Consider the following 26,176-nt stretch of genomic DNA (forward strand, 5'->3'; position numbering starts at 1 on the left):
AGGCTGGGGCTGGGCAATAGAAAAAATTTATTTACACTGATCGCGAGCTGAGTAATAGTTTTGTTTCGGCGTTTAATCAACAGGAATCCAATGAAAAATCTGTTCTTCGTTTTTGCCCTGTGCCTGTCCGCGGATAGTTGGGCTGGGGTATTTAAATGCACTGATGCCACCGGCCACACGAATTATCAATCGTCACCCTGCACGGTGGAGCACAAAGCGGTGCAGATGAATACCAAAACCGGCAGCAGTGTTGATTTAAATGCGCTGGAAAGGCAGCAAGCCGCAGAAGCCGAATTAAAAAAACAACAGTCTGCGCAGGAACAGGCCGAGCAACAGGCCAAACTCGACGCCATCGCCAAAAATAAACAAGATGCCCGAGTTCAGAGTGAAATGACACAGACGCTAATTAAGCAAAACCCCATGCAGTTTTCCGCATTCGCCATCCCACCCTACGACCCGGAAAAACTACCCGCGCAAGTCAAACCCTTCGAAACGCGCCTGCCGGAGGTCGAAAAATTCCGCAGGCTGGCCGCACAAAAAGCCTTAGCCAGCGGAGAATGTCAGCGAATTGAAACCGATGAGCTCACTGGGAAGAGCAAACCGGACCAGCTAAATTTTCTGATTAATTGCAGCAGCGGCAAAACCTTTTTGTTCAACGAGGCTGATCTCGTTCAACCATGATTGTCGGCAAAACGCTGCTTATCACCGGCTGCTCTTCCGGCATCGGTTATCACACTGCGCTGTTTTTGCAGCAGCGCGGCCATCGGGTGATTTGCTCCGCGCGTAAGCCTGAGGATGTAGAGCGTTTGCGTGGTGACGGCTTCGAATGTCTGCAACTTGATTTGGCGGATTCGCCGAGCATTCGCCAAGCGGTGATCGAGTTAATAGAGCTGACCGACGGCAAGATCGATGCACTGTTCAATAACGGCGCCTTCGGCCAGCCCGGCGCCATGGAAGATTTGAGCAGGGATGTGCTGCGCCACCAATTCGAAACCAATCTGTTCGGCACCCACGAATTGACCAATCTGCTATTACCGCTGATGCGCAAACAGGGCCATGGCCGGGTGATCTATAACAGCTCGGTACTGGGGTTCGTGGCGATGAAGTTTCGCGGCGCGTATAACGCCAGCAAATTTGCATTGGAAGGCTTGGCGGATACCTTGCGCCTGGAATTGCGTGGTACCGGGATTCATATCGTGTTGATCGAACCGGGACCGATAGCAAGCCGTTTCCGGGAAAATGCCTTTGCTTTATATCAAAAGCATATCGATGCCGAGCATAGTTTTCACAAAGAAACTTATAAAGCGATGGAGGCAAGGCTACAAAAACCCGGCCCGGCGGCACCTTTCACGTTACCGGCTAGTGCAGTCGCTGAAAAAGTGGCGCATGCATTGGAGTCGAATCGGCCGAAAATTCGCTACCGGGTGACGGTACCCACGCATTTGTTTGCCTGGTTGAAACGGCTGCTGCCCAGCGCATGGCTGGACAAGCTGCTAGTCAGCGTCGAATAAGGCCGCAGCGGCATTTTTTTGCCACCGAAAAAACCATAAAAACCGCTATAAACAGGCTAGCAAACGGAATGAACTGTGCTATTATCCCGGCCCAACATGTAGTGGTTAAAGCGGTTGGGTTAGCAGCTATATGTTCTTATAAAAATAACTGTGAGGTTCAATACATGAAAATTTTAAAAAGTGCTGTTATCGCGTTCTCTTTAGCTGCTGCCATGGGTTCTTTTTCAACAGCTGCCGTTGCTGAATCTGATCCAGGTAGAACTGCTTACAAACCTACCGATGTAATCAATGAAGTTGTAGCGCGTATTACAGCTGCCGAGGCAGCAATCAACAATGGTGCTGAAGATGCTGCCGTTGTCGATTTGATCCAAAAAGCGGCTGGTTTTATCAAAGAACTGAACGCAAACGACAAGGTTGCCAGATATGCCGATAAAGCTAGAGGCCATTTGAAAGCAGCCATTACTGCCGCTAAAGCCGCTAACTTGCAAGAAGCCAAACAACATTTAGCTGCCGGCAAAGAAGGCGTTGAAGCTTTGAAAAAAATGCTTTAATTCTGTCCCGGGGTGTCTTTCGGGGCACCCCGTATTTTTTCATTCCTCCCCGTTCATTGCCATCTCCGGCAATAGCTACAAATAATACTGATGCTTCTCTAGCTGGGTTTCCAACCAAGCTAATAACGCCCTCGCATTTTCAAATTTTGTCCCAGCTAAATTGAACATGGTCGCGTGGTTTAATGCTTGCCAACGATTCACCAGTGTGTGCAATTTAGCGGCGTTGGTCGCCGTGAAATGAAACTGTTCAAGCAGCTGTTTGTATAGCTCACTTTCCGATGTTGGCAGCGATCCTCTGAGTTTAGTCAGCACGGTGATCATATCTTCGACGTTAGCAATACGCGCCTGCACCCAAGCCATCACCGACTCCTCATTGATTTTCTCCAGTGCCGATTCGGCATTATCCGAAACCACTTTTAAACAGTGAATCAATTCGCTGGAACTGAATTTAACGGCTATTTCGTAAAACGCCGCAGCCTCCATATCGCGTAGATTCTCGTCGTTGTACTCGACATCGGCTCGGGATAGAGTAATTAGCGGCAGGGTGGGGCAAGGGGCATCGAAAGCCAGTTGCGGATAAAAACGGCGTTGGGTTTCGGCGTCGGTGATTTTATCGGCCAAAAAGCAACTGCCTAGCGCCTGGTGACGATGTCCGGCGATGCCGAAATTGAGCAGGATAGGTTGGGTTGCCTCGGGAAATTGCGCCAGCGTATAAGCCACCGCGCCAGCCATGGCGATTTTGCCTACACCGCTAATCACCAAAACGATGTCGGCGTTTTTGTAAATCGCAAAGGGCTGCTTTTGTGGTAGTTTTTTTAGTCGCCATGCCTGAATTAACGGTTTGGCTTCACAGGGCAAAGCGACAAAGATAAAAGTTGATGGTGCAAAGTCAATCACAGTTTTTAAGAAAAATTCCCTTATATTTTAATCAATTGTTGAATATTCATGATAATTCACATAAATTTAAGATTCGTCAATTTTCAAAGGGAGACGTGCCGTGACTGAAATGAATTCCGTAGCTAACAACACCAGTTCAAATAACTTGCACCTGGTGACAGCATTGCAGGAAGAGCGCTCTGCCGTCTGGGCTTTGTATTGTCAACTCGCCGAAATGAAGCCATTCTCCAGCGAGAACGCAATCAGGCCAATGTTGTCTGAGTTTTCGCAACTGCTGATAGATTACATATCCCTTGGTCACTTCAGCATCTACGAACATTTAATAGCCGAAAAGCAGCATCAAACTTCAGCGTTGTCTCACGCGGAAAAGATATATCCGGCATTCTCCAGCATTACCGCGTCGGCCGTTACTTTCAGCGACACTTACGACGATGGCAGGCGTAAATTTAATACCGCGAATTTGGCTCAGGATTTATCCAGGCTTGGCGAACGGCTGGCGGAACGCATGGAGCTGGAAGACCGGCTGTGCTCCATGCTGCTGCATTGATGCCCAGATATTGCCCCTGAAAAGCTCCGATAGCCTATTTGCTTTCAGCTGCCGAAACGCCTGAAACAGGCCCTGCTGCGCCCTTAATAAACAAATCCTTCAAACGACTGAAGGCCGCCTGCAGGGTTTTGTCCATCACCACCTGATTGCCTATCGAAACAATTACTCGCGCCAGCTCAGGCATCTTGGTTTTGGTCGCCAGCATATAAATAGGCTGTACATATAAAATCGAATTACCCATCGTCAATATCACCATCCGGCCTTTTTTAACTTCCGAGCCTTGTTGATTCCATAGGGTAAACTGCGAGGCGATTTCCGGGTTTTGATCGATCAGCGCATTGACTTGCGAAGGTCCGTTAACCTGCACGGCCTTAGGAAATTTGAAAATAGTGATACCCGGCTTGTAAGTGTGGTCGCAGCTTTTATCGTCAACTGTACCGGCAATGCCAACCATACTTAAATTGTCCCTGTGGATCGGGGTCATCGGATTAATCATCACAAATTCCTCCAGATCGTTACAACGATCAAAGTCCATCGTAATGAAATACGGTAATACCGGCTGGCCATCCACGGAAGCGAACTGCCAGGTTTCTGCCTGTTCATAAAACAACTCTGGGCTGTTTTGATGATATTTAGCGTAAATTTTCATCTGCATATAGTACAAGTCGCGCGGATAACGCAGATGCTGCATTAGCTCGTCGGGCATTTCCCGCAAATTTTTGAAAACGCCGGGATACGCGCGGTTGTAAGCGTTGATGATCGGATCTTTTGGGTCGGAAATATAGTAATCGACGCTACCGTCATAGGCATCGACCACAATTTTGACCGAATTACGGATGTAATTGAACTTGTGCTGGCCGTCCAGATAATCGTCGGCTGCCGGTTTGGAGACAGGGTAATAATTGGATAAGGTATAGGCGTCCTGTATCCAATAGAAGCGATCCTTGTCAACAACCAAATACGGATCTTTATCCAGGTGTAAAAACGGTGTCAGCGCGGTAATTCGCTCGTCGATATTACGACGCAACAATAACTTGCTTTGCGCGGATATGTTTGGCGAGAAGAATATTTTTTCGTCTTTCAGGTAAAACGCGAACAACATTTTTCTGAACAGCGACGGAATCGGTATGCCGGAGATACCCTGATAATCCAGCGATTCGCCTGGCGCAGAGCCGGAAATATCGGTCACAGCCAAGTTGTTCGGTACTATCGCGTAGCGATATTTTTCCTGGCCGTAATAAATGTCGGGGTACTTCACGGAAAACCCGACATCCGAGGTCATGTTCAAATCGCGCAAGTACCAAACGATAGGAATGCCGGCATCCTGAGCGGCTGGAGATATGACCGCGCCGTATCCATGGGTGTAGCGCAAATGGGTGTTCTCCCAGTTTTGCGCCTCCTTGGGTAATTTATCGATATTGACTTCACGGGCTGCCAGATTGACCTGTTGATGATGTCCGTTAATAAAATAACGGTCTTCATCGACAGTCGGAAAGCCGTAATAAGGCCGAATGCCTTGTAACTGCATATAGCTGTCGATCAGAAATTCGCGATCCCAAACCGGAATGTTTTCGAAATGTTTTTTGGTCGACCAGGCTTCAATATCTTTGGTGGCGTCAAGATTGACCTGGAAATCGACGGTTTTAATATTGTTTAAATCGAATGCCGCCATGGTGGCATCAATGTTATGCCGAATCGAATCACCTTCGGTGCGGGTAAAATTAGGCTTGACGATAAATTTTTCAATCAACTCAGGTAGGGTGTGAGAGCCTTGCAGGCCCCAAACAGCCAAAAAACCCAACGAGGCAACGATAATAGGCGTTTTACTACGATGTCTCTCCGACAGCGCGTAAAAAACTACCGATATGGCAATCGCCAAAAAGAACAAGACTTCAAGCCAAATCATCGGCAACTTGTAACGCAATTCGACAAAACCGGGGCCAAAAAACACCGGTTCGTTACCCCCGGAATATAACAAGGCGAAGCGTTCCAGTAAAAATCCCCAGACCACAAACAGCACTACGAATGCAAACAGCACCGTCAAATGGATCTTCGCACCCAGTGGAAATTCCTTGCTTTGATTGGGGACAAATTCATGCTCCATCCAATACAGCACGCCGGTCGCCAAAAACACAATAACCGCTGTGGTTAACAACTCCTTCTGAATCAGCATGTAAATCGGATAGGAAAACATGTAGAAGCTCACGTCGTTGCCATATACCGGATCGACGATGCCCGATGCGCTGCCAAAGAAAAACAGCAGCGCCTGCTCCCATTGCAAATAGAACGGCACGGCAATGACTACGGCGAGTAGCAGTGAAATGGGGGTGTAGATACGAGCCGAACCACTCATGAACACATCGGCAAAGCGTTGAAAACGCCGACGCTTGGAATCGTCCATCAATATTTCATCGGGCGGGTTCAGGCCCAGGTAGCGAGAGGCAATCCAGAAGTGAAATAAAAAAACAGCAAAGAAAAACGCAGTAACCGCACCGGAGAAAATAAATCGGTAGAGTAATTTCAACCAAAAGTAAGCTTCGAATTCCAGCGAACGGAACCACCATAGATCCACGAAAAAATCGAGAAACACGAAGTAGAACGCGACATATAGCACAATAGCAGTTGCGAGGGTCGCTAAAGTGATCGCCGGCAACAGTTTCCAGTTACGCATAATTTCCTCTTTACTTAGATATCCGAGCGCCTACTTACGGAACACGTCGCCAAACATGGTCGGCAATGTTCCCTTAACATCAATGGCTGAGCATTCTAACACCCAAATCCGGATTGTGATTGTCCGGCATATTGTCTGGTTGTTGGCTGGATTACCGAGTTGTTTGTCGCGGCGAAAAGAGGCGAGTTCAATGCGCTACGAAATAGCTGATTGCCTCCGTCAAATGACAGGAAGGGCTGCTTGCCAACTGACGTCAACGGCAGTAGGTCGCAAATTTTTGCCGGATTTTAGATGGCGCAGGATTGTGCGCAATTCGCTTTGGTCATAACAATACAAGATTGCTTTGCATCACCGTCATAACTCAAGACACGATGCGTCAGTTTCACGCGAGCCTATAGCAAAACGCCGCTGTCGAGGCTTTAGCACGACAGCGGCGTTGGTCTGATGCAGAGCAGTTAGCGCTTACTTTTTGAACATCGCCATGATCCGCTGGCGATTGGCAAAGCCGACATAACTCAAGCCGCCTAGTATCAAGCCATACAGCAATTGCCCAATAAAAGACGGCTGATTTCCGGCTGCTTCCGCTTTCGCAGCGGCGTCGCCCGTATTCAGCGGGGGAGGCGGTGGCGGCACAAAAGCTACTTGCTTTTTATTACTGATATCCGGCAAACCTAAGCTCTTCCAGGCATCGTAATCTTGCCAGGCCGGGTATTTACCTTGCCAGAATTCTCTGGTGAAGTAAGGCGCCAGGCTCATGCCATGGACTTTGGGGATGCCTTTCTCGTCGGAAAAACCTTTGTAAACCACTAAGCTGATGTCACCACCCTCGCCGATACCGTTAGTAGTGAAGGATTTTTCGACGTGGTCGTGAAACATCCAGACGCCTTGACCAAAACTGTTCAAGCCATCGTCAACACCGCTTAATTCCAGATCGATACGCTGGGCGGGTACCATGCCATGTACGTCGCGTTTGATATAGGAGTTCGGGCCGTTATCGACACCATCGTAATGCGTCACCATAGGCTTGTGGCCATGAATATGCATCGCAAAGGCTTCCTCGTGACCGTTCAATATCCGCAGCTTCACCTTTTTATTTTCTTCCATCAGGATCAGTGATTCCCGCAATGTGTAAGGGAATGAACGACCATTCAGCATGAAATAATCGGGACTAGCGTCGGTAATGTCGTATTCCTGGTTCATGCGCCTGGCAACGATCCGCGGATCATTGGCGGATCGCACCATTTCATGCAATTCCTTATCTACCGATTGATAGTGCAGATCGTACTCGGCCGCATATTTTTCTTTGACCGCCACCGATGGATGGCGAACCTGTCCGTTGCCGACGTTGAAAACCTGTACCCAGTTGTTGGGGCGATTTTCCTCGACCACAAACATACCTTGCAAACCCATCGGAATATGAGTGTGTGGCTGTACGTGGCAGTGGTAATACATGGTGCCGGGTTGGCGCGGTTTGATCACATAGGTTTTGCTCTGGCCGGGCAACACATCCATCTGGCCGGTTTGACCGACACCATCGTTGCCTTCGCCGCTATGATCCATGTAAGGATGATCCACTCCATGCAAGTGGATTGAGTGTGGAAAGTAATGGCTGTTTTCCAGCACCAACCACACAATATCGCCTTGTTCGACCCGGATAGTTGGCGATGGCGCGCGCAATAAAGGATTGGCCACCGGCTCGTACAAGCTCAAGGTAGACATATCCCGAGTTTTCGGTGCGTATACCCAGAAAGTCGGTTGAATGCCGGGGGCAATGTCAAAGGTGGTGGTGGGGTCTTTCATGTCCGGAGAATGGCCGTTCAATTCGGCAATTTCCAGCTTGATAATATAGTGGTCGGGGTCGCCGTCGCCGTCCATATCTTCGCCGAGCGTAATGGCATCGGCAGCGAGTTGTGTCTCCATTAAGGTAGACATTGAAATATTATTGGTGCCTTTAACAAAAGCAGCGATTTCAGCAGGATTATCGGGGTTACACATCCGTGATTCTTGTATTTCGACTCCGTCGATCACTTGCGCATCACGCCACTTGGCATCGGTAAATTCGGAACAAACTTCCTCTGCCGCACCCATCTTGACGCTATTGGTCGCCGGTAGTTTGTCTACCGCCGCCACAGCCCATTGCGACGCCGGAAGCAGCATGGCGCCACACAGAATGGGGATAACCTTTTTATGCATACAAAACCTCATAAAACAGACGAATTGACGGAAGCCTTAATAAGGTTTCCGAATATCAGAAAAGCCAGATACTGTAACCAGAACCCATGGGTAAAGTACAGTAAATATTTAATGAACTCGCGACAATCCTGACCGTTATTACTTAGCTGCCAAACGATGTAATTCTGGAAGGCGGCTAATGCCTTATAATTCCATGACGAGCGATTATTGCCAGTCAATCAGCCTCATTTTTGCAACAGACCACTCAGTCAGATTATGCCCAGCATCAGAGTATTGCTTTGTTTGATTTTCATTTTTTTAGTTCACGGCAGTTTCGCCTGGTTGAACAATCAGCCACAAGACGCTGGCACGGACGTGCCCTCCGGCAAGTTGATGAGCCTGTCCTTTGCGCCGTTTCGGGAGGGCTTTAGTCCGCTGGAAGAAAAATTCCCGTTGCCGGAACATATCGATGAAGACTTGCGTCTGCTGGCAGACAAAACGGAATGCATCCGCACTTACTCCAGCCTTGGCGGCCAGCAACCCACTCCGGCGTTAGCTCGCAAACACGGATTGAAGATGATCCAGGGCGCCTGGCTGGGTTACGGTTACAAAGACAACAGTAATGAAGTTAATGCGTTGATCAAATCGGCCAATGAAAACCCCGACGTGGTGAAACGAGTGATCGTCGGCAACGAAGTGCTATTGCGCGGCGATATGGATGTCGACAGGCTAATCGGCTACATCCGCGAGGTGAAGAAAGCGGTCAAGCAACCCGTGTCTTATGCCGACGTGTGGTCGATGTATATGAAGTACCCCAAACTGATCAACGAAGTGGACTTCATCACCATTCACATCCTGCCGTATTGGGAAGATGAACCCATTTCGGTGGAGAATGCCTCGCAGCATCTGGAAAAAATTGTCAAACAGGTGGAAGACGAAGCCCGTGGCATCGCGCCCGGCAAACCTATATTGATAGGAGAGTCCGGTTGGCCCAGCGCCGGCAGACAGCGCGGCATGGCCATTCCCGGCGTCGTCAACGAAGCCAAATTCATTCGCGGCATGATCCAGGTCGCCAATCGCCACGGCTTTGATTACAACATCGTCGAAGCCTTTAACCAACCTTGGAAAAGTGAACTGGAAGGCGTGGTGGGGGCCAACTGGGGCTTGTTTTCTGCGGACCGCGAACCGGTATTTCCGTTGACCGGCCCGGTCAACGAAGCACCCAATTGGCCGATCCGCTTTGCCGTCGCCACGCTGATCTGGCTGTTGGCAATCGCGAGGTATTCCAAAAAGCTGGAGCAAGCCTCGCTGATCCGCATGTTGGCGTTTTTCACCCTGGCGCAAGTCTTCAGCGTTTGCCTGGTGACATTGGCCGATTTTCTCTGGTACACCAGTTACAGCACTTGGCAAAGGCTTTATACCGTAGCCCTGGTGATCGCGAATACGATTCTCGGCGCGCTGCTGCTTGAACGTGGTAGCGATATTTTGATCGATAAACCAGGCAGCATTAAGTTGGCCAATAGCTTGAGAGCCGGTTATCTAATCTTTATATTGCTGGCGCTTTATAAAACCTACGGACTAGCCATGAATGGGCGCTATTTGAGCTTTCCGATCGAGCAGTTTGCCATTCCGGCTTTTGGGGTGTTCGGTTTGATTGCTTGCCTATGGCTAAAGGAGCGTAAATTCAATGGCCGAGTTTTGGCGTTTGACAGTCTAATTGGTGGGAACTTGCAAAGCCGCCGTGATCGATTCTTGGCTTATTTACTGAGTTTTGGCGCTATCGCGCTGATATTCGGGGAAGCCAAAGCCTTTATGGATGGCCGGGATTTCATTCAAGCTCACCCTGGCTTTTCAGAAGGCCTACCCTTTGCGCTGAGCTACACCTTGTACAACCAACAATTGCTTGGCTGGCTGGCTTGTTTGCTTATGCTGTCCTTGCCGTTCTGGACTAAGCATCGCAGTAAACAGGACGCTTAAGTTTTACGTTAACGGGTATGACGCCGTAATACCTGTTTTTCAACCCGAAAAGTCGTTGTTATATTGAGTGACAGTTTGCCGCGCGTCAATTTGTCACATTTTCAAAACGCGCTTCCAGCATTAAACTGTATGCAACTCTTATGTATGCGCTCCCTCTCCTAAAGGGTAAAGAGTTTTAATATCCTTCCTCAATGCGGCCCTTGGGCCGCATCTTTTTTCTGGATGAGGTTGCTGTCTATGGAACGAAACTACTATTCAACTACGTCAACTTTCGTGCACCCTAACGAACTCAATTGGCGCACAGCTTTTCATGAAGCCGGTCATGCCGCGGCTATCCATCTTGGCAATCGCCAAAAACAATTACCTCCGGTATTTTTTGAAATACATGTCAAACGGCCCGTTAACGCTTACGACGATTTTTTTGCGAAAGTCGTAGACGGTAACTTAATCCAAAACTTGCCGATTGCTGTCGTGGAAAGCTTTAACGACTTATCCGACGATAATCAGCAGCACGCCTGTCAACGCGCTTACGAAGCGGATGTTGTCAACTTATTGGTTGGGCCTTTGGCGGAAGCCAAATACGTGTCCATTCGCGATGACGAAGTTTTTAATATCAATCTAATAAGTTTCAATGCCTTACATAACTACGGCGGCTGCAGCGATCTGGAAAAGGCGCTCAGTTACCTGGATCACTTCATCGCGTCAAAAAGTCAGCGGGAAGAGAAAATGCAGGAATTGTTGCTTCAGGCTTTTCGCTTTATCGACAATCGCCGCCACTGGAAATGTATCCTTAATTTAGCCCACTATATCCTGGACAGTCAGCAGGAAATCATCTCCTGCGATGAGGCAATAGGCATATTCGACCGTTGCCTGACAGCCAATACACCGTTCAGATCGGTTAGCTATCCATTTTTATTTGGCTGAGAGTAAGCGAACAGATTGCTCCGTTGTGGGGAGTGCGTTTGTAGAGGCGATGCTAAAAGACTAACTTTTTGCGCTAGATAGTAAGTGTTCTAAAAGAGCCGCCAAAAAAGTGGGGACTCGTAAAGATTATCGTTCGAACACCGTACAGCGATTGCGCCCACCTTGTTTGGACTGATAGAGCGCCTGATCGGCTCGCACGAACACATCGTCATGCATGTCGCCGTCTATAAACTCACTGATACCGCAGCTCAGAGTTAGATTGATATTTTCGCCGTTAGAATTAAATCCGCAGCTTTTAATCATCTTGCGGGTGTTTTCCGCCATTTCCAGCGCCTGAAGTGCACTAGTGTTGGGCATCAGCATGACAAATTCCTCGCCGCCGTAACGGGCAACGAAGTCCGTTTCCCGGCAGTTGTTCAACAATAGCTGAGCCACCAAAGCCAGGGTTTTATCGCCGGACTTGTGGCCGTAGGTGTCATTGATTTGCTTGAAAAAATCAATATCCCAAATGATCAGCGCTAGCGGCGCTTTATAACGCTTCCAACGTTTCAATTCCATTTCCGCACGATTGTTATATGCCAGACGATTCGGTAATCCGGTCAAGGAATCGCTTAGGGCTTTGTCGTGCTCTATTTTAAGTTTAACGCGCAGGGTCTCGGTCTCAGTTTCCAGCTCCTGTAATTTTTGCGTCATTGAGTCAATTTTTTCTTGCGCATCCCGCTGCCTTTCATCCTCTATTTGTTTATGCTCAAGTAACCGCTCCAGCAAACGATCAAGATGCTCGGCTGTCTGGTTCTTCAGCAAATCGAGTTCTTCAGCCGCCTGTGTCGAGTCCTTTAGATTACCGACTTGCCTGTGAATTTCGGTGTTCATAATCTCGCGATCATCAATCAACGCGCGATTAGCTTGCCCGGCGGTTTCTACGTCTTGGCCGAGCTCGTCCAGTCTCTCGCTTAAATCGCCGAGAAATACATCGATACCTTTCTGCTCGGAGGCGCTGTAATCCTTGATGTTCAGCAACAATGTAATCGCTGAGTCGATGACTTTCTTATACGAATCCTCGCTGAGATTAGCTCTGACCCGTTGCTTTAATAGCGACGTCTGCTGCTGAAAACGTAAAGGCACCTCAGTTTCGCCAAGCAGTTCATCCAAACGCTCCAGCAAATAGTTGTGTTGTGACTCAGTAGCATCGTCTTCCCCGACGCTCACATTCTGCTTGGCTTGCTTGGAAATGTGTAACAAAGTTTTAGAAACCGCTTGCAACTCAGGCAGTAGTTCCTGCGCATTCGCGCCGCTGCGCAATTTTGCACCTATTGCCAGAAGATGGGGCTCCAACAACTTGTGGCTGCCTTGGCAAAAAATCAGCAGCTGAATAACGAGCTTGTATAAAAACTTTTCGTTATCGAGCGGTGCGGAATAAGGGTTAGCAGTTGCCATGAATCAGACTTGGTTACACGACAACGCAGCGGTTACGGCCGGTTTGTTTGGCGCGGTACAAACCTGAGTCGGCTCGATTGAAAATCGATTCGTTAGTGTCGCCATCGATAAATTGGCTCATTCCGCAGGATAAGGTGATCGACACTTTGTTGCCATTGGCATTGAAGCTACTGTTTTCCAGGGTTTTTCGAAGCTTTTCCGCGATCACCAAGGCGGATTTGGCATCAGCGCCGGGTAATATCATCACAAACTCCTCGCCGCCGAAACGCGCCACGAAATCGGTTTCCCGGCAGTGTTTGAGTAATAATTCGGCTATCACAATCAGGGCCTTATCCCCGCTTTTATGGCCATAAGTGTCGTTGATGCTCTTAAACAGATCCACGTCCCAAACCATTAGTGTCATCGGCGATTTATGCCGTCGGCAACGCGCCATCTCATCCGCCAATCGATCCTCGAACGCCAACCGATTGGGTAGATTAGTCAACGGATCGCGGGTCGCTCGATGTTGGGCCAGATCCAGTTTCGAGCGCAACTCAGAGGACTCGGACTCCATTTCCCGCAGCCTTTGCGACAGGATCTGCATGTCCCGTTGGGTTTTATCGCGTTCCTGCTGTTCCTGGAGATTGTGTGCTTGGATCTGTTGCGTGATAGTGGTTAATCGACTGCTGACAATTTGCTTCAGCGGCTCAAGCTGCGTCGCGTTCTCCGACTTTTCGCGTAGCTCCATAATTTGCTCGGATACGGCCTGATCCAGCAGATTGCGCTTTTTAACCCTTATTTCGTTGGCGGCGTTAACGCCGGTCGCTTTTACACCTAACTCGGTTAATTGCTCGGTCAATTTCGACAAAAATGCCGCCATCTCCTGCTGTTCGGATTCCAAATGTTTTTTTATCGCCAACAGCAATGCAACCGTATCGTCAAAAATAGGCCCTAAGGCTTGATCGGCATGCAGCCGGTTTTTGATCTTTTCGGCGTCTTCGGCAAAAACCAACGGAATTTCCGCATTGTCCAACAAACGAACCAGTTGAATATTGATGGCTTTAGCATCCGCTCCGGTTAGCTCCAAGGCCAAGTCCATGTTGGTAAGCGGCTTGTTGCCCTCTATAAGCTCCAACAGTGCCAGATAAAAGGCCTGATTGTTACTGAACAGGCGGTTTTCGTATTTTTCGCGAATCTCATCAAGCTGATCCGAGTGTTGGGGATATTGTTTGCCAAGAAACTCGAACAGCAATGAAGCGTCCATGAGCGAAGGCTCAGGCGATTCTTCCAGCATTATCAGCGCATTAGAAAAAGCCGATAGCTCTTTCTGCAATTGCTGACTTTGCAGGCCGCTTTTTAATAAATTGCGAATACGGTTTAAGTGAGGATCAAGTTGCCGATTCAGGCCTTTTACGGCCAGCGCAAAACGGACGATGGTTTTGCATAACAACTCTTCGTTGGCTTTGTATTGTTTTTCAGTGTGTTCCTGGTCGTCCAACAGCTTGAGGTATTTTTCCTTCCATCTGTCCGGCCCCTCATCCTTGTTTTTAAAAAAAACCATGAAACGTGCCCTAATTCTTAAATTCTTAGTCGCTTGATTATAGACTATCGTTGAATTTGTGAAGAATATCCTACAATCAGCATTCGCCCCTCACGTCCTTGTGCGGCAATTCATTAGTGGGGTGTTTATTTTTTCTGGCTCTCTTGTGCGATCAATTGGTTGACTACGGTCAACATGTTGGCTTGAGATTTGGCCGATTGAGCGGTGACTTTGTATTTGCCGTTGACAATCAGCGCAGGTACGCCACTGATACCGTAACGAGGACCGGTAGATTCGGCTTGACGCAGCTTGGCATCGACCAAAAATGAGTTAAAAGCACTGCGAAAATCCTCGTCCTTAACGCCATGATCTGCAAAAAACTTAGCCAGTTCGTCTTCGCTGACTAATTTTTGCTTCTTGTTCTGAATCGCATCGAACAGATCGGCGTGGACTTTATCCAAAATGCCTAAAGCTTCGGCCGTAAAATAGGCCTTGGCATGCTTGCCCCACAGATCGCTGAATACCGCCGGCTGACGGATAAACTCAACATTGGCGGGTTTGGTTTTCAGCCATTCCACCATAGACGGCTCCAGGCTATAGCAATGCGGGCAGCCGTACCAAAAAAACTCGATCACTTCGATCTTGTCCGGATTTTGTACCGGCTGTGCCGGCGTTATGGCTTCGTAACCGCCTTCTGCATTTACCAGCGAAGAAAAGCCCAACAGTCCCAACAATGCGATTATTTTTAACATCAACGTTCTCCGTAATAATGTATTCCCGATAAAAAACCATGTTTACACGCAGATGCGTAAACAATTTGACAAAAAAATCGAACGTATTCGCCCAGTCAATGACTGGTCCGCGCCTCGTCAGCCCTCACTCCGTAACATTCAAGCAAACGCAGTTCTGTAATCTAACCCAATCTGTTGCGGAGCTGACCTTGTCCAGTTTTCAAGGCATCGCTTCGGCGCCGGCCTTCAGGAAGAGAGCTTTCAGAACGAGGAAGGCAGGTTGCGACAAGAACGAGGAAGAGAATTTAATCCTTGTGAGTCAAGGACTGGTCAAATTCCGGCAGAGCAGCAACTCCGCCGGATAACGAAGGCTTATTTCATCGTGGAGATGTAATAAGCAACCGCTTTAATATCCTCGTCAGTCATTTTGGTGGCGATCATGTGCATCATGTTCTCCCGGTTGTTGCTGCGGGCACCGGTTTTGAAATCAGTCAGACTTTTAATCAGATAATCGGCGTGCTGCGAATGCAGGGACGGGAATGAGGCCGGTTTATTGCCTTCAGCATAAGGGCCGTGGCATGCCACGCATGCCGACACTTCGCGACTGATATTGCCGTTACGGTATAAGTCGCTACCTTGCGTAATTAAGGCATCCAGTGCGGCTTTTTCTTGCTCAGGGGTTTTTGCGGGCGCATCGTCGTCGTCATTCGCCGGCAGTTTGGGCGCCGGATTGGTGGAAATTTTGTTGCTGGCATAATAACTGGCAAGCTCTTGAATTGTTTGCTCGTCAAGGCCCGCCGCCAATGGCGCCATCATCGGGGCCAAGCGCGCGCCGCTCTTGAACGCTTGTAATTGCTTAACCAAATAAGTTTGATGCTGTCCCGCCAATTTCGGGAACGCCGGCATCGTGCTGTTACCGTCTTCGCCGTGGCAGCCCGCGCAACTGGCGGCTTTGGTTTTTCCGGCGCTGGCGCTGGCATTACCTTGCGCGTTCACTTGGCCGGCGGCAGTTACCAACAACAAAGAGATGGAAACAGTCAGCAATTTTTTTATCATTATGGGCCCCTGCTCAGGAAGGTTGATTCGATATAAAGCAAGCTGATGTCAGCCGCCGGACGTTATAATGCCTGGATTCTAACCGATTTATAAACACTAAGCGAGACTGTGATGAATCCCATCTACCACCAAGCCAAGTTCATCAACAGCGCTCCCAAACTGAAGGACGCGCCGCCCGACCAAGGCATGGAAATCGCTTTCGCCGGCCGCTCCAACGCCGGTAAATCCAGTGCAATCAATACGCTGGTGCAACAAAATGCCTTGGCCCGCGTCAGTAAAACCCCCGGCCGTACCCAATTGCTGAATTTTTTTGAAATAGACGCCCAACGCAAACTGGTCGACCTGCCCGGTTATGGTTACGCCAAAGTGCCGGAAGCCATCAAAAAAGATTGGCGGCAGATGATGGAAAGCTACTTACACGACCGCCAAGCCCTGTGCGGCATCGTCCAGGTCATGGACATTCGTCACCCACTCACCGATTTCGATTGGCAAATGGTCGAGTGGTGTGAGCATCGCAAATTGCCCTTGCACATTCTGTTGACCAAATCCGACAAACTGAAATTCGGCGCGGCCAAGACTACGTTATTGCAGGTGCAACGGGATTTGAGTCAGGCTGATATTGTGGTGACTTTGCAATTGTTTTCCGCATTGAACAAAGTCGGCATTGACGATGTGCACCAGGTTTTGGATGAGTGGTTTGGGTTTAGGAAGATGGTGGTGTCGGAAGAGTAGGCTTCGCTGTTCTGACGAGAAACCCAAAGGTATGTTCGGTAGACTTTCAACTTCAAACGTAAGTTGAAACGGTCCAAAAACAACGCTAAGTATTTTACAACCCACCGCGAATGCAGTTTCGCCCGTTCTGTTTAATGACGAATCAGGGCCGTCAAGGTCGGTCAAGGATATGCCCAGATAATTGCTGATTTCGTTGCTTAACGGGCTAATCAGCGCGGCGAGATTCTTAATCCGATCATAATCTGCCCTTAATTCTGTTTTAAGCCAGTCTCCCTAGAATTTGCCGCAACTGAATAATTTCCCAACAAGGAGTCATATATGTTCAGAGTGACAAAAATCATGTTGATCGGTTTGTTGTTTTCGTCAGCGGCTTTGGCCGATGACGATTGGGGCGAGCATCGTCATCATCGGCACCACCATCACGGTCACGGTTATGGACGCGAGTATTACCCTGCTTACCCTGTGGAGCGGGTGTATGTGCCCGAGCGAGTAGTGGAATATGTGCCCATGCAACAGCGCTATTACGCGCCACCGCCACCCCCGCCCGTCAGATATGGTGGGTACGACCAACGTTCTCCGCAAGGCTTGGTTGGCGGTTTGGTGGGTAGTGCGATGGGTTATGAGATGGGCCGCGGTGACCCATTGGCGGCCGGTATCGGTGCTGCCGCCGGTTCGTGGATTGGCAATGGGATGAATAGATAATGAAGAAGCTAACAGTTTGTTCAGTCACCGCCGCGTGTCTGTTGTTATCGGCTTGCGCTTCGCAAACCGGCTGGACGCCAACCGTCGATGCTTACAATAACCCAAATTCTTACCGCTTGAATCAGGATATGCATGAGTGCCAGCAATTGGCATCGCAAGCCTCCGGAGGCACTGCGAAAGAAGCCGCGATAGGCGCCGGCGTTGGCGGCCTGATTGGCGCGGCCGGTGGCGCCGCTTTGGGCGCAGTGCTCGGCAGCCCTGGAAAAGGCGCGGCTATCGGTGCAGCTGCCGGCGGTATCGGTGGTGCATCCAAACAAGGTATTCAATCCGAAGACCGCTATAAAAACGCCTACAACAACTGCTTACGCCAACGCGGCCATCGAGTAGTTAACTGAGCAATCCGTCAGGACAATCCGGCTCGACAATCTCGTCTGAATTTTTCAACTCTATCCATTGAAGACTGCTTGTTTAAGCAGTCTTCCTCGCGGAGAAACAGTTATGTTTTTAAACACGGTATCGGTTTTTTCAAGCCGATTTAGCCTCAACGTGCGGCAATGGCATACAGTTATGCCGCTGATGTTTATTAGTCTACTTAGTGCCTGTTCCAGTGTGCCGACGCTGCAACGGACTGACGATCAAGCTGTGCTGACCGGTACGACTAAGACCACTTACAGCAAATCCTATAAAGTCAAAGGTAAAACTTATTCCCCGCTGCACAGCGCGCTAGGGTACAAAGCACAGGGATTGGCTTCCTGGTATGGCGCAGAATCCGGTAATTTTACGGCCAATGGCGACCGCTTCGATCCGCGCGGCATGACGGCGGCGCATAAAACGCTGCCGATTCCCTCTAAAGTTCGGGTTACCAATCTGCGTAACGGCCGTTTTGTGGATGTGGTGATCAACGACAGGGGGCCATTCAAGGCTAATCGACTTATCGATCTGTCCCAGGGCGCGGCGGAACAGATCGGTATGCACGGATTAGCGGAAGTGACGGTGGAATATTTGGGAAGTTAGGCAGCTCAGTGCATGTTGCTGCGCTTTGCACCGAAGCGACTTGCGCTACGGCGATTCTGTAAAGCGGTGGACTATATGTTTTTATGCCTTTCTTCCACCATCGCGTCGATATACTGCATCACCTCGGCGCTGGCGGCCTCGGCCAGTTGCATTTGCCGAATGATCTCATCCAGCATGCCTGGATCATCCACCCATTTGGATCGAGAGACTTCATAAGCCTTTTGCGTCGTCCTATGCACCTCGGCGTGCGGCTGATTCAATTTGGCGTAAGCGCCGGTCGAGCGGAATTTTTCATAGCCCAGTCCTTCGTAATACCATTTTCCTAACCGGCAATTATGGTTGTCTACCATGATGGCTTGGTGATGCGGACACTCGCTGAAGGTTTCTATCGCCACATAGCCGTTTTGTTTGTAAACCACATGATCCAGTTTGGCCAGGACGCCGAAGGATTTGTCTTTTGCATAAGAAATGTAATCGACCGAAATTTTTGCCGACTGCGAGAGATTGGAAAACTGCTGGCGGAAGGAGTTGACCTGAGCCAGTATCTCTTGTGACAGCGATGACGAACTTTCTGCCTCGATTTGCATTTGTTCGACTCGCTTATTAAACGATTTCAATGTTCTGGAGACTTCCAAAGCGGCGTTCTTGGTATGCTCGGAGAGATTTTTGACTTCGTCCGCGACTACCGCGAAGCCCCGTCCATGCTCGCCGGCGCGTGCCGCTTCTATGGAGGCGTTTAAGGCCAGCAGGTTGGTTTGATCGGCAATTCCGGTAATCATTGATAAGGATTCAGTAATTTTTTTGCTGTCGTTAATCAGCGCACCGATCACATCCGACACCGAATGTACATTGGCATTGATGTCGGACAGAGAGTTGCTGATGGTTTCCACTGCCGATAGGCTGGCGTTGGCGTTTTCACCCGTTTCCACAGCAATATTTTCTACTTTCTGCATTTGCTCGGTGATATTGAGCAAGTCGCTCTGATTGCCTTTCAGATTGTTGAGCAGATTGTTGGTGTTGAGCGCATGCAGACCGGCCGATAAACGCCGCTTGATCGTCAATTTGTCGTTTTCATCCATTAATTTGATGGCGTCGTTCATATTCTTCGCCGATTTTTTCAGTATGCCTGGAAACCCGTCAACCAAGGCATAACGGTCATAATTGCCTTCGGCTGCGTGCTGGAAACAGGAGTTCATTTCTTTGAAGTAAGACTCCATGATGTCCAAGGTCTCATTGAGCTCCCAGGCTATTTTGCCGACTTCGCCCATGCCTCGCGTTTTGGTGACGCGATGATAGAGTTGGCCTTGATTAGTGTGTCTCAGCACTTCTTCTATACGCTCTAATACCAGCAGGCATTGTTTGCCGGCGTGCCAGGCATCCAGAGCTATCACCGGCAACGGCAGCAGCAAGCCAAGCATGAGCCAGGAAAAGCCATGCGTGATAAGCGTGTAGACGAATGCCGCAACAGTAAAAAATATAACGGCTGCCACCGCATAATTCAGCTTGGTTCTTAAAAACGGAATATTGGCATTTGAATTCATGGCTTACACTCCGTTGGGCTTGTAAAGGCTTAGCACCAGGCTGTTGTAATTTTTAGCGCCGGATTGCTGAACCACGTCAAATAGGTATTCCAGCGATTTATCCGGGGCATCTTTGACTGAATGGCGTTTCTCGATGGCCAACATTTCCTGATAAATCGGTATGATGACCCCCAGTGCGTTACGGGGCGGATTACGGCGCACCGAATAGTAACCCTGCAATTTACCGTCCTTGTCATAATCCGGCGTAATGTTGGCAAATACCCAATAAAATCCGCCATCCCGGCATAGATTTTTGGCAAACCCGAAAAACTCATCACCGGCTTTTAAGGTATTCCACATAAATCTAAACACGCCGCGCGGCATATCCGGGTGTCTGATGATGTTGTGTTGTATGCCCAGCAATTGGTGTTCCGGATAGCCGGCGATTTCCATAAAAATGCGATTAGCGTAAGTGATCCGCCCAGAGGTGTCGGTCTTGGAAACGATAAAATCATCGTCCGCGAGTTTTTTTTCGTTATTGTTAGGCGTGATAGTCGGCTTCATATTCCGTACCTTAATTTGGGGCTATTGGTGGTCATTCCTGGCATATTTTGCGCGAAAACCGGATGAGCTTGATGGTGGCCGCATCGGACATTGATTCGATCCGCAATTCTCATAGCCGTGCATATTGTGGGGTATTCGCTCGCCACACAAGATTAGCTCAATTGAGCAAATTAATCAGAAGGCGCTTGATTGAAGTGGCTTCGAAGGGCTTGTCTAGTATGGCGGAGACTTCGGATTTTTCGATCGCCGCCAGGCGGCTTTCATTTTGCTCGCTGGTGACCATCAAAATAGGTACCGAGCCGCGTTCGGAATGGTTGCGAATGTGATCGACCAGTTGTAGGCCATCCATCTGCGGCATGTTGTAGTCGGTGACTACGAGATCGAAATACTGCTGATTGAACATTTGCAGCCCTTGTTTGCCGTCATGAGCGGTCACAATTTGCCCAACGCCAATATTTTCGAAAACCCGGGTCAAGTATTTCAACGAGAATTCGCTGTCGTCCACCAGCAGCACGCTTAGGTCCTCTATGTCCAGATGGGTGAGGTTAAGTTTTTCCGGGCGAACATACTCCAGCGTGGAATGCAGGGCGGTTTCCAGGGCCTGACGGGTAAACGGCTTGGGTAATATGGCGATGGCGCCGGCCTGGCGGATCGGTTCCAGATATTTGATATTGGTCTCGCTGGAAATCAGCAAAAAAGCCATTTCGTAGGATTCGTCGTGTTTGCGAAGCGAGGTTACCAACTCCACGCCGGTCATGTCGGGCAAATACATCGAGCTGATAATCAGATCGGGCCGGGAGTGCTGTAAACGCTCGAACAACTCCGCGCCGGTATTTAGGCAGGTAATGTCGTTGATATCGCAAGCATGTAAAAAATGGGAGATGATTTGCTGCTGAGTATGTGACGGTTCGACGAGAAAAACCTGAAGATTGGCAAGCTGATAGTCTGTCATGGATTAGTGGTTTTTCATGCAGTATAGGGTTAAGCCGATATGCGCTTGTTTGGCAAAATGCTTGGCTGCGGTGAAGTCCTCGCGCGTTAAGGGTAGTCCATGAATAGAATGGTCGCAATAAATGAGCCCCACGGTCTTTTTCTCCGCATAAACCGGGAAAACAAAGCACTCGTATTCGCCGATATGCTGGCGGATTTGCGGCGTGTAAAGCTCGCGATGCTGCTGGGGAAACAGCCAGACGCCTTCTTGCTGTTGCAAGGCGTGAAACAGTAAGTTCGCGGAGGCTTCGGAATTGTAAATACGGATTTTTTGGTCAAGCCCGATTTTATGCCAGCCTAAGGAAAATTTTTCGTTTAGCGTCTGTTTATCCGGACTGAGCAGCATGAACAAAGTTCTGTCCATTTCCACACCGCGATGTATGCCTTCCAGCACCATCTCAAACAGGCCGTTTAGATCGATTTGGCCGCTGATATGGCTGCTGATATCCTGCAAAATTTGAAATTGCAGCTGCTTCTTATCGGCCTTTTCCTCTTCAGCGTCTTCGAATTTGGCGATGATAGCTTCGGTGCTGATGAATTTGGAGGCGTCGTTAGCGCCGAATTGGCGAGCGATGTGCACCGCTTCCAAAGTGTTTTTGTCGATCTTGGCTTTTAGGGTTGCCGGCGGCAGGCCGGAAAATTCAGCAACTTTTGCCAGGCAAGCCTGCATTGCTTCCGAGTCTTTGCCCGATTTAAGCGCCGCGCAGATCTGATGACCCAATTGCACCATTTGTACGCGCTTCTCCGTGGAATCCGGTTTGGCAATGGCCTCTTCGATTAAACCGCTAAGACACCAGGATTTACTCAGTTTTTTGCCCAAGTCCTGCAAGGTAAAGCCCAGGACTTTTTTCTCGGCTTCGCGATTGTTTAACCCGCTTTTTTCGATTTGTTCGTGGACTTTTTTGGATTGCGGATTGCCGGAGCACCAGAAGGCTATATGGCCGATATTGTGCAGCAGGGCCGCGATAAACACTTCCTCGGGCGATGTGTCACCCATGCTCAGCGCCAAGTCTTTGGCTTGCACAGCAGCGTGCAGAGCCAGTGCAATTTCCCGATTGGCTCTGTCCTTGTTGGTGGACGACAGCATCGCTTCGAAAAACGAACAGGCCAGGGTCAGTTCCCGTATCACTTCTGCACCCAGCACGACAATGGCCCGCGATACGGTGCTCATCTTTTGCTTGGATGGATTGTAATAGGGACTGCTACCGACCTTAAGCAGTTTGGCGGTGAGGTTGGGATCTTGCAGAATCACCGTCGCCAGCTCGATGGCCCCCTTATGCCTGTCGTCCAACGCCGCGTAGATGTTATGCGCGGTGTTGGAGAAAATCGGCATTTCCTGCACACGTAGCAGCTCTGTCCATTCGTCCAGAGTTTGCGGTGGCTTTTGCGCGGTGCCGGTGGGGGTCATATGTTTACAAGGCTTTGATTTTGGCGAATTGCTCGTTCAGGCTTTTTAAGGATGATTGCAAGCCCGCCAATTTCTCGCGTTCTTTGTCAATCACTTCCGGCGGCGCCTTGTCGACAAACGCAGCATTGCCGAGTTTGCCTTCGATGCGCGGTAGTTCTTTTTCGATACGTTGAATTTCTTTTTCCAGTCGGGCCAATTCGGCGTCTTTGTCTATCAGGCCGGCCATCGGAATTAGGATTTTCATGTCGCCGACCAAGGCAATCGCCGATTCCGGTGTATTGTCGTCCGCCGCCAGCCAGGTAATACTTTCCAGTCTACCCAGTTTCAACAGATAGTTTTCGCCTTCTTTCAGGTAGGCCTGGTCGGTGGCGCTGCCGTTTTGCAGTAACACATTCAGAGGCTTGCCGGGGGCAATATTCATCTCGCCGCGTATCCGGCGAATGCCGAGGATGAAGTCCATTGCCCACTGAACTTGGGATTCGGCATCGGTGTTGATGGCAGTGTTGTCGTTTTCCGGATACGGCTGCAACATGATGGTGGCGGCGGTTACTCCAGCCAACGGCCCAACCCGCTGCCAGATTTCCTCGGTGATGAAGGGCATGATTGGATGTGCCAGACGCAGCACCGTTTCCAGCACTTTCAGCAAAGTCTGGCGAGTGCCGCGTTGCAAGGTTTCATCTTCGCTTTGCAGCGATATTTTCGCCAGTTCCAAATACCAGTCGCAGTATTCGTTCCAGGTAAATTCGTAGATCGCTTGCGCGGCCAAATCGAAGCGATAGCTATTGATTGCATCGGTAGTTGTAGCGATGGTGCGATGCAAGCGAGACAGAATCCACAAGTCGGCTTGGCTATAAGTGCATTCCGCGCAATCGATGCCGTTATCCTGTTCTTCGGTATTCATCAGCACGTAACGCGCCGCGTTCCACAATTTGTTGCAGAAGTTGCGGTAGCCTTCGGTGCGCTGCAAGTCGAAACGAATATCACGGCCAGTCGATGCCAAGGATGCGAAAGTAAAACGCAACGCGTCGGTACCGAAGGATTGAATGCCGTCCGGGAATTGCTTGCGGGTGGCTTGTTCAATCTTCTTAGCCAGATGCGGCTGCATCATGCCGGACACACGTTTGGCCACCAAGGCTTCCAAGTCAATGCCGTCGATGATGTCGATCGGATCGAGCACGTTGCCTTTGGATTTGGACATTTTCTGGCCTTCGGCGTCGCGTACCAGGCCATGGATATAGACTTCCTTGAACGGCACTTCGCCTTGGAATTTCAGGCCCATCATGATCATCCTGGCTACCCAGAAGAAGATGATGTCAAAACCCGTGACCAATACGCTGGTGGGATAATGTTTCGCCAATTCAGGGGTTTGTGCCGGCCAACCCAGGGTCGAGAACGGCCATAAAGCCGACGAGAACCAGGTATCCAGCACGTCCTCATCTTGCTTCAACGGGTAATCAGCAGCCAGGCCGTGCGTGGCGCGAATTTCCGCTTCGGAATGGCCGACATAGGTATTGCCCTGGTCGTCGTACCAGGCCGGGATACGGTGGCCCCACCAGATTTGCCGGGAGATGCACCAATCCTGGATGTTGCGCATCCACTCGAAATAGGTGTTTTTCCAGTTGTCCGGCACGAATTTGATTGCACCGGTTTCGACGGCTTCGATGGCTGGTTTAGCCAGCGGGGCGATTTTCACGTACCACTGGTTGGTCAACAGAGGTTCGATCACCGCGCCGGTACGGTCACCGCGCGGCACCATCAACTTGTGGTCGGCGATTTTTTCCAGTAAGCCTTGCGCATCCAGATCGGCGACGATTTTCTTGCGGGCTTCGAATCTGTCCAGGCCGATATAGGCATCAGGAATAATCGTAAAGCCGTCGTCGTTGCCGCGTATCGCCGCATCGACGGTAAAGATATTGATCAAGCCGCCATGCGGCAGGTCGGCGATGGCCGAGATTTGTTTGTGTCGCGACCAGACTTCGTAGTCGTTGAAATCGTGGGCAGGGGTGATTTTTACGACACCGGTACCGAATTCAGGATCGACATATTCATCGGCAATAATCGGAATGCGGCGACCGGTCAGCGGCAGTTCGACAAATTCGCCTAGCAAATGTTTGTAACGTTCGTCATCGGGATGAATCGCCACGGCCGCGTCACCGAGCATGGTTTCCGGGCGGGTGGTTGCCACCAACAAATGGCCGGTACCATTGGTCAATGGGTAACGCATATACCACATCGAACCGTTTTCTTCTTCGGACAGCACTTCCAGGTCGGAAACGGCGGTGTGCAATACCGGGTCCCAGTTCACCAAACGTTTGCCGCGATAGATCAGGCCTTCTTCGTACAATTTGATGAACACTTCCTGCACCGCGTCCGACATGCCGTCGTCCATGGTGAAGCGTTCTTTCTCCCAATCCAGCGACGAACCCATGCGCCGCAACTGGCGAGTGATGGTGCCTCCGGATTCTTCCTTCCATTCCCAGACTTTCTCGATAAACGCCTCGCGGCCAAGGTCGTGGCGAGTTTTGCCGTCGGCGTTGATGATGCGTTCCACCACCATTTGCGTGGCGATACCGGCATGGTCGGTGCCGGGTTGCCAGAGGGTGTTGTAACCTTTCATCCGATGATAACGAGTCAGCGCATCCATGATGGTGTCCTGAAACGCATGCCCCATATGCAAACTGCCGGTGACGTTGGGTGGGGGAATCATGATGCAATACGACTCGCCATCTTGCTTGGCCGCAAAGTAGCCACTCTCTTCCCAAAGTTGATACCAGCGTTGTTCGATAGCGTGCGGGGAATAGGTTTTTTCCATGTTTTGTGTTGGATGAGCTGGGGTTTAAATTAGGGTTAGTATTTTAACCGTAAATGCGCGAGGGGATAGAGTTAAACCCATCACGGGTGAAGGGTCAGGTTGTTGTCGATATTTCTGTTTGGCAGTGACCTGCCTATCGGATAGAGGATGCTTGCTTTGGCGCAGGAAAGTTATTGTTAGCGTAACGCACAAACATATATCATCGCTTCCTTGATGATATACGGAAACTACTAAATTACTTGTTAGGTCTATGAATAGCTTTATTCGCAAGCACCCAAATTTGAATCATGGCCTTCGATTGCTGAAGGTCCAGTGGTGGCGATTATCTGAGTGCAGAGTTTGGAGGCATCTGCGAGCAGTCACCGCAAGAGAGCATTTACATGCGCATAAAAAGGACTACCGTGTGTTGCCTTGTGCCGCATTACTTCGACGACGCCGAAT

The 26,176-nt window shown here is 49.7% G+C and carries 22 protein-coding genes; 10 read left to right on the forward strand and 12 right to left on the reverse strand.

The window, feature by feature from the left end:
- Positions 1-90 precede the first annotated feature (90 nt).
- From JWZ98_RS01470 to JWZ98_RS01480, 3 genes are read left to right on the forward strand one after another with little or no spacing between them, the layout of a single operon-like run.
- Positions 91-681: a DUF4124 domain-containing protein gene (locus JWZ98_RS01470; protein WP_205452754.1), complete on the forward strand. Its 591-nt coding sequence runs from the start codon at positions 91-93 to the stop codon at positions 679-681.
- Positions 678-1,511 carry an SDR family oxidoreductase gene (locus JWZ98_RS01475; RefSeq protein ID WP_205452756.1) on the forward strand — a complete coding sequence of 278 codons (834 nt, stop codon included), beginning with the start codon at positions 678-680 and terminating at the stop codon, positions 1,509-1,511. Before JWZ98_RS01470 ends, JWZ98_RS01475 begins: the two co-directional genes overlap by 4 nt.
- Positions 1,478-2,062, forward strand: coding sequence for a hypothetical protein (locus JWZ98_RS01480; RefSeq protein WP_240348174.1), 585 nt, complete (start codon positions 1,478-1,480; stop codon positions 2,060-2,062). The genes JWZ98_RS01475 and JWZ98_RS01480 overlap by 34 nt, the downstream gene beginning before the upstream one ends.
- Before the next feature lie 75 nt (positions 2,063-2,137).
- On the opposite strand, the gene JWZ98_RS01485 is transcribed toward JWZ98_RS01480, so the two are convergent.
- Positions 2,138-2,959 carry a hypothetical protein gene (locus tag JWZ98_RS01485; protein ID WP_205452758.1) on the reverse strand — a complete coding sequence of 274 codons (822 nt, stop codon included), beginning with the start codon at positions 2,957-2,959 and terminating at the stop codon, positions 2,138-2,140.
- 109 nt (positions 2,960-3,068) lie between these two features.
- Between JWZ98_RS01485 and JWZ98_RS01490 the strand changes: the two genes are divergently transcribed.
- Positions 3,069-3,506 carry an Rsd/AlgQ family anti-sigma factor gene (locus JWZ98_RS01490; RefSeq protein ID WP_205454372.1) on the forward strand — a complete coding sequence of 146 codons (438 nt, stop codon included), beginning with the start codon at positions 3,069-3,071 and terminating at the stop codon, positions 3,504-3,506.
- A gap of 34 nt (positions 3,507-3,540) precedes the next feature.
- Here JWZ98_RS01490 and JWZ98_RS01495 read toward each other — a convergent pair whose 3' ends face one another.
- Together JWZ98_RS01495 and JWZ98_RS01500 are read right to left on the reverse strand one after the other, a co-directional pair.
- Complete coding sequence (locus tag JWZ98_RS01495) at positions 3,541-6,177, reverse strand: UPF0182 family protein (RefSeq protein WP_205452759.1); 2,637 nt, start codon at positions 6,175-6,177, stop codon at positions 3,541-3,543.
- A gap of 462 nt (positions 6,178-6,639) precedes the next feature.
- On the reverse strand, positions 6,640-8,370 hold the full coding sequence (locus tag JWZ98_RS01500) for a multicopper oxidase domain-containing protein (protein WP_033158601.1): 1,731 nt from the start codon (positions 8,368-8,370) through the stop codon (positions 6,640-6,642).
- Between the two features lie 255 nt (positions 8,371-8,625).
- Between JWZ98_RS01500 and JWZ98_RS01505 the strand changes: the two genes are divergently transcribed.
- Together JWZ98_RS01505 and JWZ98_RS01510 are read left to right on the forward strand one after the other, a co-directional pair.
- A complete protein-coding gene (locus JWZ98_RS01505; protein ID WP_033158499.1) occupies positions 8,626-10,326 on the forward strand; it encodes an exo-beta-1,3-glucanase in 1,701 nt (566 codons plus the stop codon).
- A gap of 237 nt (positions 10,327-10,563) precedes the next feature.
- Entirely contained in the window at positions 10,564-11,250 is a 687-nt protein-coding gene (locus JWZ98_RS01510; protein ID WP_033158500.1) for a hypothetical protein, read from the forward strand.
- A gap of 126 nt (positions 11,251-11,376) precedes the next feature.
- Here the strand turns inward: JWZ98_RS01510 and JWZ98_RS01515 are convergent, their stop codons facing one another.
- The 4 genes from JWZ98_RS01515 to JWZ98_RS01530 all read right to left on the reverse strand — a co-directional run bounded on the left by JWZ98_RS01515 (position 11,377) and on the right by JWZ98_RS01530 (position 15,993).
- Entirely contained in the window at positions 11,377-12,687 is a 1,311-nt protein-coding gene (locus tag JWZ98_RS01515) for a GGDEF domain-containing protein (protein WP_033158501.1), read from the reverse strand.
- A gap of 13 nt (positions 12,688-12,700) precedes the next feature.
- Positions 12,701-14,227, reverse strand: a complete 1,527-nt coding sequence (locus tag JWZ98_RS01520) for a GGDEF domain-containing protein (protein WP_205452762.1) — start codon at positions 14,225-14,227, stop codon at positions 12,701-12,703.
- Between the two features lie 125 nt (positions 14,228-14,352).
- Complete coding sequence (locus JWZ98_RS01525; RefSeq protein WP_033158503.1) at positions 14,353-14,958, reverse strand: thiol:disulfide interchange protein DsbA/DsbL; 606 nt, start codon at positions 14,956-14,958, stop codon at positions 14,353-14,355.
- A gap of 351 nt (positions 14,959-15,309) precedes the next feature.
- A complete protein-coding gene (locus JWZ98_RS01530) occupies positions 15,310-15,993 on the reverse strand; it encodes a c-type cytochrome (protein ID WP_205452763.1) in 684 nt (227 codons plus the stop codon).
- 111 nt (positions 15,994-16,104) lie between these two features.
- Between JWZ98_RS01530 and yihA the strand changes: the two genes are divergently transcribed.
- The 4 genes from yihA to JWZ98_RS01550 all read left to right on the forward strand — a co-directional run bounded on the left by yihA (position 16,105) and on the right by JWZ98_RS01550 (position 18,441).
- Complete coding sequence (gene yihA, locus JWZ98_RS01535; protein WP_033158506.1) at positions 16,105-16,725, forward strand: ribosome biogenesis GTP-binding protein YihA/YsxC; 621 nt, start codon at positions 16,105-16,107, stop codon at positions 16,723-16,725.
- Between the two features lie 318 nt (positions 16,726-17,043).
- A complete protein-coding gene (locus tag JWZ98_RS01540) occupies positions 17,044-17,427 on the forward strand; it encodes a hypothetical protein (protein WP_033158507.1) in 384 nt (127 codons plus the stop codon).
- Positions 17,427-17,822, forward strand: a complete 396-nt coding sequence (locus tag JWZ98_RS01545) for a glycine zipper family protein (protein WP_205452765.1) — start codon at positions 17,427-17,429, stop codon at positions 17,820-17,822. Before JWZ98_RS01540 ends, JWZ98_RS01545 begins: the two co-directional genes overlap by 1 nt.
- Positions 17,823-17,925: 103 nt before the next feature.
- Positions 17,926-18,441, forward strand: a complete 516-nt coding sequence (locus JWZ98_RS01550; RefSeq protein WP_205452767.1) for a septal ring lytic transglycosylase RlpA family protein — start codon at positions 17,926-17,928, stop codon at positions 18,439-18,441.
- Positions 18,442-18,512: 71 nt separating this feature from the next.
- Here the strand turns inward: JWZ98_RS01550 and JWZ98_RS01555 are convergent, their stop codons facing one another.
- The 5 genes from JWZ98_RS01555 to JWZ98_RS01575 form a co-directional block, all read right to left on the reverse strand.
- A complete protein-coding gene (locus tag JWZ98_RS01555; RefSeq protein WP_205452769.1) occupies positions 18,513-19,982 on the reverse strand; it encodes a methyl-accepting chemotaxis protein in 1,470 nt (489 codons plus the stop codon).
- A gap of 3 nt (positions 19,983-19,985) precedes the next feature.
- Positions 19,986-20,525 (reverse strand): PAS domain-containing protein, encoded by a 540-nt coding sequence (locus tag JWZ98_RS01560; protein WP_171696795.1) that lies wholly within the window; start codon positions 20,523-20,525, stop codon positions 19,986-19,988.
- A gap of 157 nt (positions 20,526-20,682) precedes the next feature.
- Positions 20,683-21,477, reverse strand: coding sequence for a response regulator (locus tag JWZ98_RS01565; protein WP_033158512.1), 795 nt, complete (start codon positions 21,475-21,477; stop codon positions 20,683-20,685).
- 3 nt (positions 21,478-21,480) lie between these two features.
- Entirely contained in the window at positions 21,481-22,923 is a 1,443-nt protein-coding gene (locus JWZ98_RS01570; RefSeq protein ID WP_205452771.1) for an HDOD domain-containing protein, read from the reverse strand.
- Between the two features lie 4 nt (positions 22,924-22,927).
- Positions 22,928-25,735 (reverse strand): valine--tRNA ligase, encoded by a 2,808-nt coding sequence (locus tag JWZ98_RS01575; protein WP_205452775.1) that lies wholly within the window; start codon positions 25,733-25,735, stop codon positions 22,928-22,930.
- Between the last annotated feature and the right edge of the window lie 441 nt (positions 25,736-26,176).

Source organism: Methylomonas sp. EFPC1 (assembly GCF_016925515.1).
Taxonomy (GTDB): Bacteria; Pseudomonadota; Gammaproteobacteria; order Methylococcales; family Methylomonadaceae; genus Methylomonas; species Methylomonas defluvii.